Raw genomic sequence first — 13,738 nt, 5'->3', positions numbered from 1 at the left:
TCCTGAAACCCTGGAGAAGATAGAATACACTTGCTGCCCGGCGAGAGCGTTCAAGCATTTTTGAACGGCGTCCGCGCGGGCACGGCATGGCAATAATCTACTATTTTTGTAGAATAATATCAAAGCCTTCCCCGGCGGCAGGATTTCTGCTGCCGGGCGAAGATGGAGAGATATTTGCTCTTGCGCCTGAGGCTTTGGAAATCCGTTTTGCTGTCTCCCCTTTGCCGGGCCTGCGATAATCCGGGAAATTCTCGCAAAGGCACGACACGGCATGACTGCTCTCACCGGAAACGGGGCTGCTGAGGCCCTGAACGACAAACTCGCCAGCCTCGACCTTGGCGGGCGGCTTGCGCTCGTGGCCGGGCTTGGCGGGCGCACCGTCTTCACCACCAGCCTCGGCATCGAGGACCAGGTCATCACCGCCGCCATCGGCACCGACCGACTTGCCATCGACGTCGTGACGCTGGAGACCGGCAGGCTCTTCAAGGAGACCGTCGATCTCATCGACGAGACCGAGGGCCAGTACGGCATATCCATCACCCGCCATGCGCCGGTTCAGGACGATATCGACGCCTATGCGGAAAAATACGGCCTCAACGGCTTCTACGAGAGCGTCGAGGCCCGCCACGCCTGTTGCGGCGTGCGCAAGCTGAAGCCGCTTGCGCGCGCGCTCGACGGGGCATCCTTCTGGATCACCGGCCTTCGCCGCGGCCAGTCCGGCAACCGGGCCGACACGCCCTTTGCCGAGTTCGACGCCGATCGCAATCTCGTCAAGATCAACCCCCTGGCCGACTGGGACATCGAGCGCATCAAGGCCTATGTGGCCGACAATGCGGTGCCGGTAAACCCGATGCATGGCCGCGGCTATCCCTCCATCGGCTGCGAGCCCTGTACGCGCGCCATCAAGCCGGGCGAGCCCGAGCGCGCCGGCCGCTGGTGGTGGGAGAACGACGAGAAGCGCGAATGCGGCCTGCACGTTGCCGAGGCCGCCGCCTCCCCCATCCCGGCCCCCACCGCCGCCTGACAGACACCCCGCCCCTCCCAAGGCGATCCATCCGGAGTAGAGTTTTAATGTCCGATATCCGTCCCGAAGCGGAAGCCAAGCACAATGCGACGCAGAAACCCCCGCTCGATCCGCATCTGAAGGCGCTGGAAAACGAGGCCATCCACATCTTCCGTGAAGTCGCCGCCGAATTCGAGCGTCCCGTCATGCTCTATTCCGTCGGCAAGGACTCCTCCGTCCTGCTGCATCTGGCGCGCAAGGCCTTCTATCCCGGCCGCGTGCCCTTCCCGCTGCTGCACGTCAACACGGGCTGGAAATTTTCCGAGATGATCGCCTTCCGCGACAGGATCGTCGCCGACTACGATCTCGACCTCATCGAATATATCAATCCGCGCGGTGCGGACGAAAACGTCACGCCCTTCACCCACGGCTCTTCCCGCTATACCGACATCATGAAGACCGAGGCGCTGCGCCAGGCGCTCGATGCCGGCAAGTACGACGCGGCCTTCGGCGGCGCACGGCGCGACGAGGAAGCCTCGCGCGCCAAGGAGCGCATCTATTCGTTCCGCACGCCGGACCACCGCTGGGACCCGCGCAACCAGCGCCCGGAACTGTGGAACGTCTATAACGGCATGATCCGCCAGGGCGAGAGCGTGCGCGCCTTCCCGCTCTCCAACTGGACCGAGGTGGACATCTGGCGCTACATCCAGGCCGAAGACATCCCGATCGTGCCGCTCTACTTCGCGAACAAGCGCCCCTATGTCGAGCGCGACGGCATGATGATCATGGCCGAGGATCCGCGCCTCGAACTGCTGCCCGGCGAAACGAAGCAGGAAGGCGTCATCCGCTTCCGCACGCTCGGCTGCTTCCCGCTGACCGGCGCCATCCGCTCCTCCGCCACCACGCTCGACGACATCATCGCCGAGCTGGAGACCGCCACCGTCTCCGAACGCCAGGGCCGCGCGATCGACCGCGACCAGTCCGGCTCCATGGAAAAGAAGAAACGCGAAGGGTATTTCTGAGATGACCGTTTCCGCCACTGCAACCGCAGCCGTCCTGCCGGTCGAAGAGCCCGCACGCGCGATCCGCGATTCCCGCCCGCTTCGCCTCATCACCTGCGGCTCTGTCGACGACGGCAAGTCGACGCTGATCGGCCGCCTGCTCTGGGACACCAAGGCGGTCAAGGAAGACCAGGCCGCCACGCTCCACCGCGACAGCGGCAAGCAGAACGATCTCGGCCTGCCCGATTTCGGGCTGCTGCTCGACGGCCTGCAGGCCGAACGCGAACAGGGCATCACGATCGACGTCGCCTACCGCTATTTCTCGACGGATCGCCGCTCCTTCATCGTCGCCGACACGCCCGGCCACGAGCAATATACCCGCAACATGGCGACCGGCGCTTCAACGGCGGACCTTGCCGTGCTTCTGGTCGATGCCCGCACCGGCATTCTCGAGCAGACGCGCCGCCACGCCACCATCGCCACGCTGATGGGCATCCGCCAGTTCGTGCTCGCGGTCAACAAGATCGACCTGACGAACTACGACCGCGCCCGCTTCATCGAGATCGTGCACGATTTCAAGGAATTCGCCCTGACGCTCGGCGTCAAGCAGATCACCGCCATCCCGATCTCGGCGCTGAAGGGCGAGAACGTCGTCTATGACGGCCGCGCAGCCATGCCCTGGTATGACGGCCCGACGCTGGTCGAGACGCTGGAAAAGGCGACGACCCGCTCGAACCAGACGGTCGGCTTCCGCCTGCCGGTGCAGCGCGTCTCGCGCCCCGGCGAGAGTTTCCGCGGCTATCAGGGCACGGTCGCCGGCGGCTCGGTGAAGCCGGGCGATTCGGTCGTCGTGCTGCCCTCCGGCATGGTGGCCAATGTCAGCAAGATCGTTACCTTCGACCTCGTGCGCAACGCGGCCGTCGCCGGCGATGCCGTCACGCTCGTGCTCGACCGGCAGGTGGATGTGGCGCGCGGCGACATGATCGTCGCCATCGACAGCCAGCCCATGACCGGCCGGGGCTTTGACGCCCAGCTCGTCGCCCTCCAGCCGGAAGGCATCGAACCGGGCAAGCGCTACTGGCTGAAGAGCGGGTCGCGCCGCCAGCGCGTCAGCATCGAGCCGGTCAGCCAGCTGGACCTGAAAACCTCGAAGTGGAATGCGGCGGAAAAGCTCGGCATGAACGGCATCGGCAAGGTGCACCTGTCCTTCGACGAGCAGGCGATCTTCGACACCTACGAGCAGAACCGCACCACCGGCGCCTTCATCCTGATCGATCCCGACACCAACAACACGGTGGCCGGCGGCATGATCACCGGCCGCCGCTCGGAGCTTGGCGGCATCCACAAGGACGACCAGCGCGTGCTGCTCTCCCTGCCGGCGGACCTCGCCGAAAGGATCATGGCGAGCGAACTCTTCGCAAGCCGCCGCCAGGATGTCGACGTGCGCCACACGAGCGCGGGCCGCGCCTTCGAACTTCTGGCCGATCTGGACGAATAGAATTTTGCTGCCGCAGACATGAAAAAGGGGCCTTCAGGCCCCTTTTTACTTGCAGCCCCGAATCCCGCTCAGAAGAAGAAGTACCAGAGCAGGACCACGAGGAAGAGCGGCACGCCCATCAGCCAGAGGATCAAAGCCCGAGCCATCGCATTTTCCTTTCATAATCTTGTCTGACAGGAAACGTGCTCTGGTGCGATTTGTTCCATCGCCGGTTGGCGACGAAGGGCGCCGAAGCGCCCTTGCGATCAGCGGGCCGGCGCTTCGGCGCGGGTGGCTTCCTCGCCGTTCGGCACCTGCGAGAAGTAGTTGGCCAGGAACGCGCCGGAAATATTGTGCCAGACGCTGAAGATGGCGCTCGGCACGGCCGCGACCGGCGAGAAGTGCGCGTTCGCCAGCGCAGCGCCGAGGCCGCTGTTCTGCATGCCGACCTCGATGGCGATCGCCTTGCGCTTTGCGACAGAAAGGCCGGTGGCGCGGGCGGCGAAATAGCCAAGCAGGTAGCCGATGCCGTTGTGCAGCACGACAACGGCGAAGATCATCAGGCCGGACGTAGCAATGGCGCCCTTGCTGGCGCCGACGACGGCGGCAACGATGAGCACAATGCCCGCAACGCTGACGAGCGGCAGCGCCGGAACGGCGGCCTTCACGACGCCGGGCAGCAGCTTCTGCAGCAGAAAGCCGAGAGCGAGCGGCACGAGAATCACCTTCACGATGCTGATGAACATGGCCATGGCATCGACCGGCAGGAACTGGCTGGCGAAGAGCCAGACGAGAAACGGCGTGACGATCGGGGCCGCCAGCGTCGTGACGCTGGTGCAGGCGACGCTGAGCGCCACGTCGCCCTTGGAGAGGTAGGTCATGACATTGCTCGAGGTGCCGCCCGGGCAGCAGCCGACGAGGATGACACCTGCGGCGACTTCCGGCGACATCGGGATGATCATGGTGAGCGCGACAGCGATCAGCGGCATGATCAGGAACTGCGACGCCACGCCGATGCCGACATCGACCGGCCGCTTGGCCACTTCCTTGAAATCGTCCAGCGAGAGCGTCAGGCCCATGCCGAACATGATGATGCCGAGCAGCGTAACGATGTAGGGCGTCAGTTGCTTGAAGGTATCGGGCAGGATGAAGCCGAGAACGGCAAAGAGGATGACCCAGAGGGCGAAGGTCTTTCCGACGAAGGCGGAAAGAGAAGCAATGGCTTTCACGGTTTTACTCCACGTGTTGACATGCGCACGGCCTACGCTTCGCGGCCCTGCATTTCAACCCGCTAAAATTAGCGAAAAATTGCGCCCGATGCCTCTTCCCCGAAAGATTGCATTCCTTGGGGCGCATGCAACGAAACTATCGGAAAGCCTCGCAAGACAGCCAGCGCTTCAATCCTTCCCGTCCTGCGGTGCGGCCTCGGCCGAAACGCGTTCCGCGCCCTGGACAACCATCTTGCCGAGGATGAAGAGCACGACGAAGCAAGCAGCGGTGGCGACGGCGGCGACGAACCAGTAGCCGAGCCCGACGGAAAGACCGACCGCGCCGGCCAGCCACATGCCTGCCCCCGTCGTCAGCCCTTTCACCTCGCCCCGTGAAAAGACGATCATCCCGGCGGCAAGGAAGGCGACGCCGGAGGTGACCGCCTCGATCACGCGCAACGGATCAATGCGCACCTGCTCGTCGGAAAAGCCGGCCATGTGCACGCTCTCGATGGAAAGAAGCGAGAAGACGCAGGCCGAAAGCGACACGAGGATGTGCGTTCTCAGTCCCGCCGGCCGGGACCGGTATTCCCGCTCCGCGCCCAAAACGGCGCCCAGCAGAATCGCGCCCAGCATGCGCGCAAGCATGACCGGATAGGGCACTTCGGTTCTCGGAAAGAAATCGGCGAGGATCTGTTCCATGGCGATGGAAACGGGCGAAACGTGAAGCGGTTCCGCTCGAAGGCGAACGAATGCGAGAATTCTGCCGGCGCATCGGCATTTTCGTCAAGCCAGTGGATTTTTTTGATATTTTGCGCTTGTCGAAACGGAAACCCTGTTCTATAGGATGCGCCGCTGGTCACGGAGTGTAGCGCAGTCTGGTAGCGCACCACGTTCGGGACGTGGGGGTCGCAAGTTCGAATCTTGCCACTCCGACCAGCGGAAAAGCCTCAACTTTCGGGGCTTTGATACTTCCCGAAAAAAACCATAGAAATCCAAGTTTATTTGAAGCCGACCGTGTCGGAACGCGCTTGCTGCTGCCTGCCGGAAATCCGGGCTGGCCGGGCCTATCCGCGGCAGGCGGGGAAAACGGCTTGATCGACGTCTTCCCCCTGTCGGAATCTCTCCCTACGCTACGGGTTAGCGTGGCACAGGAAAGGAGACCATCATGTCGCACGCCCTCAAGGCCTCTCTGATCGGCCTCACCGCCGCTCTCTTGGCGCTTCCCGCCGTTGCGGGCGGGTTGGAGCCAATCCCGGGCAGCATCACCTATAACGGCCAGCCGCGCACGAAGCTCACAAAGGCTCCGATCGGCAGCACGTTCAGCCACAACGTCTCCGATCCATCGACGAGGCAGGATTATGTGGAAGTGTACCGGATCCTGCCGGACCGATCGCTTGAGATCGTGAGCCGGCGCCTCTACGGGCCAATCGACGATTGACGGCCGCGCAATCTGGAAGGACCACCTGCCGGAAGCGCGTAGGCCTATGGCTGAAGATTGGCGGACCTGACCGCCGACGACAAGCCTGCCACGCTGCGTGACGAGGCGAGCCTTTCGCGATGCGGGGCGGGTTCAGGTTCTGGTTCAGGTTCTGGCGGCCGTGCGTCGTGCGGCCGTTCTATCTTGAAGCGGCAGCTGTCAATTTCCGAACATGACATGCGTGTCTGAAGCTGCGACTTGGCGAACTCCACCAGATCGCGATCCTCTGGCGTCACGTTGTCGATATAGACAGGGACCATCGCGAGCAATTCAGGCGGCACTGCGGAACTGTAGACTTTGACGATCACGGCGCTTGACATATCTGCCCTCCACAAATGAGCGACCGGGTTGCATTCCAGTCATTACTTACGGATGAAAGGGCGAAAGTATTCGATCGCCTGCCCCGTCAACGGCGGGTGGCATGCTTGCCGATGACCGCCCTTGCCGTCAGATCAGGAACATCAGCGGCGGAATCGCCAGAGCGAGCAGGCTGGCCAGCGTTGCCAGAGCGAACCGCATGAGGGTCCGGTCATAGGCCTTTTGCTTTTCTGTCCGTACTGCCATTTCGAGTCTCCTCGCCACCGCACACGCCATGCGGGAATATTGTCGGATACAATAGTAAAGGAAGTATTCAACGAGCCGGCGCGTGCGGCGGGGCCCGCGAACTGTTGCAAATCCGCAAGTTTCCCGACCCTTCGATAGGGACGGTTGCAAAGTCGGCGCGGCGGCAATTCCCCTTTTACGCGAGCTGCGCTATGGCGAATCGAAGCTCCAAGCTCCGAGTCGCCGGAGCATGGCGCACGAAATCCGAGGAAATCGCACCCATGACGTCCCGCATTGCAATCCTGGCAGGTCTCGCGCTTGCCCTCACCGCATGCACCACCGCCACCATCGCTTCCAATCCGCTGCAGGCGCGCTGGAACGGCAAGACTGCCGGCAGCTTCTTCGCAGCCTACGGTCCGCCGGTCTCCGACACGGCCAGCGCGGGCGGCACGACGCTCTACAAGTGGCGCGGCGGTTTCGTGAAGGGCAAGTCCTGTACGGTCGAACTGACTGTCAACGAGGCCTACCGCATCAACAACATCCGCGCTGTCGGCGACCGCGTCGATCCGAAGGGCGGCCCGACCCATTGTGAAAAGGTTCTGGACGCCGCCGGCGAAGCAAAGTGATCGCCGGCTGAGACCGATCGTTCGAAGGGCCGTGCGGCAACGCATGGCCCTTTTTTCTGGAGGAGAGAATGGACGAAGACCGCCTGTATCACGACCCGGCGCTTGCCGATTTCTACGATCTGGAAAACGCCTGGGATCGGTCGGGAGACTTCGCCTTCTGCCGGGCGCTTGCGGAGGGCGCGGCAAGCGTGCTCGACCTCGGCTGCGGCACGGGTGAACTTGCCGTTGCCCTGTCGGGCGGCAGAACCGTTGCCGGGGTCGATCCGGCCGCTCCCATGCTTGCCATCGCCAGGGAAAAAACCGGCGCGCAGGGCGTGACATTCGTGGAAGGCGACGCGCGCACGGTGCGCCTTGCCCGCCGCTTCGATCTTGTCGTGCTGACCGGTCACGCCTTCCAGGTCTTCCTGACGGTAGAGGATCGCCGGGCGGTCCTTGCCACCATCGCCACGCATCTTGCGCCCGGTGGCCGCTTCATCTTCGACAGCCGCAACCCCACCTGTCGGGAATGGGAGGAATGGGGGCCGGAAGCCTCCATGCGTCTCGTCGAGCACCCTCGCTTCGGTACGGTCGCCGCGTGGAACGACGTGGATTTCGACGCCGCGATCGGCATCGTCACCTATGAGACCCACTACGAGATCCGCGCGACGGGCGTGCGCCTTTCGGCCACGTCCCGCATCGCCTTCCCCGAAAAGGCGGAGCTGGAGGCGCTGATCGCCGAAGCCGGCCTTGCGGTCGAGCGCTGGCTGGGCGACTGGGACGGCAATGCATGGCAGCCGGGCGCCAAGGAACTGATCCCCCTCGGCGCCCTCGCCTGACATGCGCAACATCAGGCTTTAACGCATTGTCCGAGGCCGAAGCGAAATCGCTTCGGCTGGAAATGCAGTGTTCGCCTGCCGCATTGTCCGACGCCGAAGCGAGAACGCTTCGGCTGGAAATGCTAGATCGAACGCATCATGCCGCCATCGACGCGCAGGTTCTGGCCGGTGATGTAGCCGGCGCCCTCGGAGGCGAGGAAAGCGACAGTGGCGGCGATTTCCTCCATCGTGCCGTAGCGCTTCATCGGCACGCTTTCGCGGCGCGCCTCGGTGCCCGGCAGACTGTCGATCCAGCCCGGCAGGACATTGTTGATGCGCACATTGTCCGCCGCATAGGTGTCCGCAAAGATCTTCGTATAGGCGGCAAGACCGGCGCGGAAAACGGCCGAGGTCGGGAAGACCGCCGAAGGCTCGAAGGCCCAGGCGGTGGAAATATTGACGATCGCGCCGGACTTCTGCGCCTTCATGACGGGCGCCACCAGCCGCACCGGCCGGATGACGTTCATCAGGTAGGTGTCCATGCCCTTGTGCCAGTCCTCGTCGGTGATCGCGGTGATTTCGGCGCGCGGGCCATGGCCGGCGCTGTTGACGAGCACGTCGATGCGGCCCCAGGTCGACACGGCAAGGTCCACCAGCCCCTTGAGGTCGTCGTTCGACTGGTTGGAGCCGGTGACGCCAAGGCCGCCCAGTTCCTTCGCCAGCGCCTCGCCCTTGCCGGAGGAGGAGAGAATCGCCACTTTGAATCCGTCCGCTGCCAGCCGCCGTGCAGCCGCCGCCCCCATCCCGCTGCCGCCGGCTGTGATGACCGCTACCTTGTTCATGCTCATGCTGTTGTCTCCCATTGTTGAAAGACGGTGATAACACTATCTGCCGGCATGAACGAAGGGGCTTGCGTGCAAAATGCACGGCTGGATGGCAGGGCTGGAAATGCGAAGCCCGCCGGCATGACCGGCGGGCTTCATTGTGGATCGGTCCGGGATCGTGGATCAGTCCAGGAGGTCGGCCGGAACCTTGCCGCCGTTCTCGGCCAGCGCCTTCATCAGCGCCTTGTGCAGCCAGACGTTCATGGTGGCGGAATCGTTCTTGTCGCCGGTATAGCCGAGTTCATCGGCCAGTTCCTTGCGGGCGGAAAGGCTGGAATCCAGGTCGAGCGCCTTCATCATGTCGACGATGGAGCGGCGCCAATCGAGCTTCTGGCCGTTTTTCTTGACCGCTGCATCCATGATGGCGGCGACATCCACCGCAGCGCCAGCCGTCTTGTTCTCGGCCGGCTTTGCAGCCGCATCGTTGCCGGCGGTGGTCGGCGTCGCGGAAACGTCGGCCGTCACCGGCTTGGTGCTTCCGGCGGTGATCGTCTCGTTTGCGGCGGTTTCCGCAGACGTGTCCTGCGCTGCCTTGCCAAACAGCTTTTCCTTGATGGAACTGAAAATACCCATATCTGACTCCCTGTTGATTCTCGCCGGCTCTGACCCCGCGTGACGAGATAATAGGGAGCTTGCCCGTCATTTCAATGAAGTTGCTTCGTATTCCCGCGCGCCGGCAGATCGCCGGCCTGCCGCCTGGCGTCCACGCTCCGCCACGCTTTCGGGGAAAAGCCGATACCGGAGTCAGAAAGCTGAAGGAAAAGCTCAATCCCCTAGAATAGGTGAACTCGCCGCCCGGCTACTCATGCAACAAAAAACCGGCCCCGCAAAGCGAGGCCGGCTTACAGTTTGTATTGTTCCAACTCCTAGGCGGAGCGGAACTCACGCGACGTCAAGATTGCGTGAGGCTTACTCGGTGCCGCCCGTGCCGCCAGTGCCGCCAGCGGCGCCGCCGAGATGCTTGCCCTGTGCCTCGTCCATCTTATTCGAGAGTGCGCCAAAGGTTTCGTTCAGCGTTCCGCCGAGCGTCGTTGCACCCGCGATGAGAGCAACAGAAATAAGTGCAGCGATCAGGCCGTATTCGATGGCCGTCGCGCCAGATTCATCTTTCATCAGGCGTGCAAGAAGCTTCGTCATGTAGTTTCTCCATATGAACAGGTGACTGAGAAGGTTCCATGTGTCTCAGATGAAGCAACTATGCCCACCGGAGATTGAAAAAGGCATAAATAAGTCGGTTAATCGTATATAAATTTGATCGCTAAAACACGACCGCTTTGAGAGCACTTCCGGCAGTTAAGCCCCGCCCCCTATTCGCCGTTTAGATATCTCCGCCCTAAAATAGAAAGAAAACAGCATAGGTTTCATTTCGGGTCAGATGGCCCAGAACGAGCCAGATATTTTCAAGGCAAGCTGCCCTTCGGCATGCTCGTGCGCTTGCTGAGCAAAGAAGGTCCGCGTGAAGCATCCATGCGTCCGCAACACTTACTCAACGCCAATGTTTTCAAGTACTTTATTGAAAAATAAACCGTGGCTGGGGCGCCAGGATTCGAACCTGGGAATGCCGGTACCAAAAACCGGTGCCTTACCGCTTGGCGACGCCCCACCACGGCGGGAGCCTGATAGCAAAGCGGGACGGTGCGGACAATGGTTAACTTCCGCATTCGTGCGATTATTCTCAAGCCCCTCGCCGATTTCGCCCGGCCGGGCCGCTTCGCGCTTGGCAGGTCCGGTGCGCGGCGATAGGGTCCGGCCCGAAACCTGCCCTTGCCAAGGATCCCGCATGCCCCAGTCCCACGCCCGTCCGCCGGCCGTGCCCAGCGCTCTTCTCGACGATGGGCTCGCGTGCGCCGTGTGCCCGGATTTCGAGCCGGGCGGCGACAGGCCGATGAGTGCCATGGAACTCGAATACAGGCGACGCGCGCCATGAGCACCGGCAAGGACGAAAGCCCGCATTTCGATCTGGAATTCAAGCCGGCCTATGGCGAGGCCCTGCCGGTGGCCGCGCGCGTGCAGCGGCTCACCGTCAACAATCCAAGCGCCTTCACCTTCCACGGCACGAACAGCTACATTGTCGGCGACCGTTCGGTGGCGGTGATCGATCCCGGCCCGGAAGACGAGGCGCATTTCAACGCGCTGATGCAGGCGCTTGCCGGCCGCGAGGTGACACATATCGCCGTCAGCCACACCCATCGCGACCACTCGCCCCTCGCCCGCCGCCTGAAGGCCGAGACCGGCGCGACCATAGTGGCGGAAGGCCCCCACCGGGCGGCGCGTCCGCTGCATGCCGGCGAAAGCAATCCCTTCGCCGAAAGCTCCGATACGGACTTCGTGCCGGATGTCACGCTCGGCCATGGCGACAGGGTGGAGGGCGACGGCTGGGCGCTGACGGCGCTGCTGACGCCCGGCCATACCGCCAACCACGCGGCCTTCGCGCTGGACGGGCCGGACGGCATCGTGTTTTCCGCCGACCACGTCATGGCCTGGGCGACGACCATCGTCGCCCCGCCCGATGGCGCCATGGCGGACTACATGGCCTCGCTGGAGCGATTGCTGGAGCGGGACGACCGCATCTACTTCCCCGGCCATGGCGGGCCTGTGACGGAGCCTGCCGCGTTCCTGCGGGGGCTTCGCACCCACCGGCGCATGCGCGAGCGGGCGGTGCGCGAGCGCATCCGTGTCGGCGACCGGCTGATCGCGGACATGGTGAAGGTGATCTACCGCGAGACCGATCCGCGCCTGCATGGCGCAGCGGCGCTCTCGGTGCTGGCGCATCTGGAGGATCTCGTGGCGCGCGGCGAGGTCGTCACCGAGGGACCGCCCTCGCTGGCCGGGCTCTATTTCCCTGCCCCCTGACGTTCCCTTCCGCCTCAGTCGCCCGCAATGCCGAGCAGTTCGGCGTCGAGCGCCTTGAGGTAGCCTTCCACCATGCGCGCGCCCATGCCCAGATCGTGCGACCCGTAGCGCGAGGCCGCGCGCATGTCGACCAGCGTCGTTTCCGCCTCCTCGCGCAGGCGAATGACCACGTCGAAGCGGAAGCCGAAGACCGGCGAGCGCCATTCGCCCTGGAGCAGCACGTCGCCTGGGCCGCCGATGCGGGGGGTGAGCGGCGTTTCGAGCGGCCGGGCCTCGGGGATCGGCACCTCGCTGGCCAGTTCGGCGCTGCGCGCCGTCTTGGCCGGATCGACGACGAGGTCTTCGAGGTCGGCCAGGATGTTGTCGAGCCCGTCCTCGACGGTGATCGTGATGCCATAGGCCGTCGCCACCTTGCGCACGCCCTGATAGACGCGATCGAGCGCGCCTTCATAGCGCCGCCCGGACAGGCCGGGATAGGCTTCGAGCTGCACCTCGCGGTCACGCTGCGTCACCACGCTGGAGCGCGGCAGCCAGTCCTGCTGGACGGCGGGCACGGCAAGCCACGGCGGTGGCATCGCGGCGTCCGTCGTCACGTCGTAGAGCGCGGGATTATAGAAATAGGAATAGGCGGCCGCCCCGGCCACGCCGAGCGGCAGCAGCGACAGCAGCAGCGCCATGAAGGACGCCTTGCCGCCCCGCGCACCGATCTGCCAGAGGCGCACCAGGCCGAACGCCGCCAGCAGCAAGGCGAGCCCCGCCATGGCGGCGGCAAATCCGGCGAGTACGAGGAAATGCGGCGTCGTCAGCGGCCCGAAGCGGTGCGACAGCACGACGGCAATGAACAGCAGGCAGGAAAACAGCGCCAGACGCCGCGCCCAGTGCGCCGCATGGGAAACGGGCCGTTCGTACTGGATCGTGATTGCCATGGCCTCACCGGATGCGCGCGGCGCCGCTGCCGCTTCCTGTTCCTAGCGCAGAGCGCTGCGTTTTTCCACCGCTCCGGTGCGGCATTGCGTCCGTGACTTGCCGGCCACGCGCGGCGAAAATCCTTGCGTGCCGCAAAATTGCCATGCTCGTTAACGAGTTTTCACCGACGGGGGAAGTTTGTTTTCATGCGGTTCCGCGCCGACGGAACTGCGCTAGGAGCAAGACGATGTTGCCGACGCAGACCGCTGCCGACACACCTGTCGCCACCAATGCTGGCGAGCCCGCCCTCCCCCTGGAACTTCTGGAACTCGAACTTTCGCTCGACGGCTTTGCCGGCGAGGAGGAAGGCTTTGCCGAGGCGGTGCGCCATGCCGCAACACAGGTCGGCGGCGATTTCCTCTTCGACCTGCCCGCCTCCGGCCTTGCTGAAGACTGCCTGCGCATCGCGGCGCTACGCGTGCCGAAGGGCGAAGACGGCGCGCTTGCCGTGGTTTTCGCTCTGCTCGATACAGAAGGCGCGACGATCCGGGTGGAGCATCCCGATGAAAACACCGAGGGCCTGAAGCGTTTCGCTGATGCCTTCGTCGATGTGCTCGAACGCATCTGAGACCTTGCCGGCAGGAGCCGACAGGCCTATCTCCATGGCGCGTAACAGTTCGCCCGGAGCCTGCATGTCCACGATCTTTCCAAGACTAGCCGTCCTCGCCGCCGCCGCCATCCTTCTGGCAGGGTGCCAGACGGCGGAGGAGGTTCGCGCCAACGATGAGAACCGCTGCGCATCATACGGCTTCCGCCCCCGCACCGATGCCTTTGCCGAATGCCTTCAGCGCATCGACCTCGACCGCAGGCAAAGCCTGCGCCAGTCGAGCCGCGACGCGCTCTTCATGCCGCCGCCCGTCATCGTCGTACACGAACGCCGCCACTGAGGCGGTTCAGGCCTTG

Annotated in this window: 16 protein-coding genes and 2 tRNA genes; 10 read left to right on the top strand and 8 right to left on the bottom strand. The window is 63.8% G+C overall.

Annotated features, from left to right (window positions below):
- Nucleotides 1-271: 271 nt before the first annotated feature.
- The 3 genes from WA950_RS03835 to cysN are packed head-to-tail and all read left to right on the top strand — an operon-like array spanning nt 272 to nt 3,502.
- Nucleotides 272-1,024 (top strand): phosphoadenylyl-sulfate reductase, encoded by a 753-nt coding sequence (locus WA950_RS03835; protein WP_424550356.1) that lies wholly within the window; start codon nt 272-274, stop codon nt 1,022-1,024.
- Nucleotides 1,025-1,071: 47 nt separating this feature from the next.
- Nucleotides 1,072-2,025 carry a sulfate adenylyltransferase subunit CysD gene (cysD, locus tag WA950_RS03830; RefSeq protein WP_424550355.1) on the top strand — a complete coding sequence of 318 codons (954 nt, stop codon included), beginning with the start codon at nt 1,072-1,074 and terminating at the stop codon, nt 2,023-2,025.
- Between the two features lies 1 nt (nt 2,026).
- Entirely contained in the window at nt 2,027-3,502 is a 1,476-nt protein-coding gene (gene cysN, locus WA950_RS03825; protein ID WP_424550354.1) for a sulfate adenylyltransferase subunit CysN, read from the top strand.
- A gap of 245 nt (nt 3,503-3,747) precedes the next feature.
- Here the strand turns inward: cysN and WA950_RS03820 are convergent, their stop codons facing one another.
- Both WA950_RS03820 and WA950_RS03815 read right to left on the bottom strand, forming a co-directional pair.
- Nucleotides 3,748-4,710, bottom strand: a complete 963-nt coding sequence (locus WA950_RS03820) for a bile acid:sodium symporter family protein (RefSeq protein ID WP_424550353.1) — start codon at nt 4,708-4,710, stop codon at nt 3,748-3,750.
- Between the two features lie 168 nt (nt 4,711-4,878).
- A complete protein-coding gene (locus WA950_RS03815; protein WP_424550352.1) occupies nt 4,879-5,391 on the bottom strand; it encodes an MgtC/SapB family protein in 513 nt (170 codons plus the stop codon).
- Nucleotides 5,392-5,551: 160 nt separating this feature from the next.
- Here WA950_RS03815 and WA950_RS03810 point away from each other — a divergent pair.
- Nucleotides 5,552-5,628: transfer RNA gene (locus tag WA950_RS03810), tRNA-Pro, on the top strand.
- A 229-nt stretch (nt 5,629-5,857) separates the two neighbouring features.
- Complete coding sequence (locus tag WA950_RS03805) at nt 5,858-6,130, top strand: hypothetical protein (RefSeq protein ID WP_424550351.1); 273 nt, start codon at nt 5,858-5,860, stop codon at nt 6,128-6,130.
- Nucleotides 6,131-6,174: 44 nt separating this feature from the next.
- Here the strand turns inward: WA950_RS03805 and WA950_RS03800 are convergent, their stop codons facing one another.
- Nucleotides 6,175-6,489 (bottom strand): hypothetical protein, encoded by a 315-nt coding sequence (locus WA950_RS03800; protein ID WP_424550350.1) that lies wholly within the window; start codon nt 6,487-6,489, stop codon nt 6,175-6,177.
- A 504-nt stretch (nt 6,490-6,993) separates the two neighbouring features.
- On the opposite strand from WA950_RS03800, the gene WA950_RS03795 reads away from it, so the two are divergent.
- Nucleotides 6,994-7,338 carry a hypothetical protein gene (locus tag WA950_RS03795; protein WP_424550349.1) on the top strand — a complete coding sequence of 115 codons (345 nt, stop codon included), beginning with the start codon at nt 6,994-6,996 and terminating at the stop codon, nt 7,336-7,338.
- A gap of 68 nt (nt 7,339-7,406) precedes the next feature.
- Nucleotides 7,407-8,153, top strand: coding sequence for a class I SAM-dependent methyltransferase (locus WA950_RS03790; RefSeq protein ID WP_424550348.1), 747 nt, complete (start codon nt 7,407-7,409; stop codon nt 8,151-8,153).
- Between the two features lie 122 nt (nt 8,154-8,275).
- Here the strand turns inward: WA950_RS03790 and WA950_RS03785 are convergent, their stop codons facing one another.
- From WA950_RS03785 to WA950_RS03770, 4 genes are all read right to left on the bottom strand, one after another.
- Nucleotides 8,276-8,980, bottom strand: coding sequence for an SDR family oxidoreductase (locus WA950_RS03785; protein ID WP_424550347.1), 705 nt, complete (start codon nt 8,978-8,980; stop codon nt 8,276-8,278).
- 159 nt (nt 8,981-9,139) lie between these two features.
- A complete protein-coding gene (locus tag WA950_RS03780) occupies nt 9,140-9,589 on the bottom strand; it encodes a DUF3597 domain-containing protein (protein ID WP_424550346.1) in 450 nt (149 codons plus the stop codon).
- A 336-nt stretch (nt 9,590-9,925) separates the two neighbouring features.
- A complete protein-coding gene (locus WA950_RS03775) occupies nt 9,926-10,153 on the bottom strand; it encodes a Flp family type IVb pilin (RefSeq protein ID WP_424550345.1) in 228 nt (75 codons plus the stop codon).
- Nucleotides 10,154-10,544: 391 nt separating this feature from the next.
- Nucleotides 10,545-10,619: transfer RNA gene (locus WA950_RS03770), tRNA-Gln, on the bottom strand.
- 320 nt (nt 10,620-10,939) lie between these two features.
- On the opposite strand from WA950_RS03770, the gene WA950_RS03765 reads away from it, so the two are divergent.
- Entirely contained in the window at nt 10,940-11,869 is a 930-nt protein-coding gene (locus WA950_RS03765; protein ID WP_424550344.1) for an MBL fold metallo-hydrolase, read from the top strand.
- A 14-nt stretch (nt 11,870-11,883) separates the two neighbouring features.
- Here WA950_RS03765 and WA950_RS03760 read toward each other — a convergent pair whose 3' ends face one another.
- Nucleotides 11,884-12,789 carry a DUF1499 domain-containing protein gene (locus tag WA950_RS03760; protein ID WP_424550533.1) on the bottom strand — a complete coding sequence of 302 codons (906 nt, stop codon included), beginning with the start codon at nt 12,787-12,789 and terminating at the stop codon, nt 11,884-11,886.
- A gap of 233 nt (nt 12,790-13,022) precedes the next feature.
- Between WA950_RS03760 and WA950_RS03755 the strand changes: the two genes are divergently transcribed.
- Nucleotides 13,023-13,403: a hypothetical protein gene (locus tag WA950_RS03755; protein WP_424550343.1), complete on the top strand. Its 381-nt coding sequence runs from the start codon at nt 13,023-13,025 to the stop codon at nt 13,401-13,403.
- Between the two features lie 64 nt (nt 13,404-13,467).
- Nucleotides 13,468-13,722: a hypothetical protein gene (locus WA950_RS03750; RefSeq protein ID WP_424550342.1), complete on the top strand. Its 255-nt coding sequence runs from the start codon at nt 13,468-13,470 to the stop codon at nt 13,720-13,722.
- Nucleotides 13,723-13,738 lie beyond the last annotated feature (16 nt).

The sequence above is a fragment of the Shinella sp. genome (genome assembly GCF_049651085.1).
In the GTDB taxonomy this organism is placed as follows: Bacteria; Pseudomonadota; Alphaproteobacteria; order Rhizobiales; family Rhizobiaceae; genus Shinella.
Note: the sequence above shows the minus strand (reverse complement) of the source record. Positions and strands in the feature narration are given on the sequence as shown.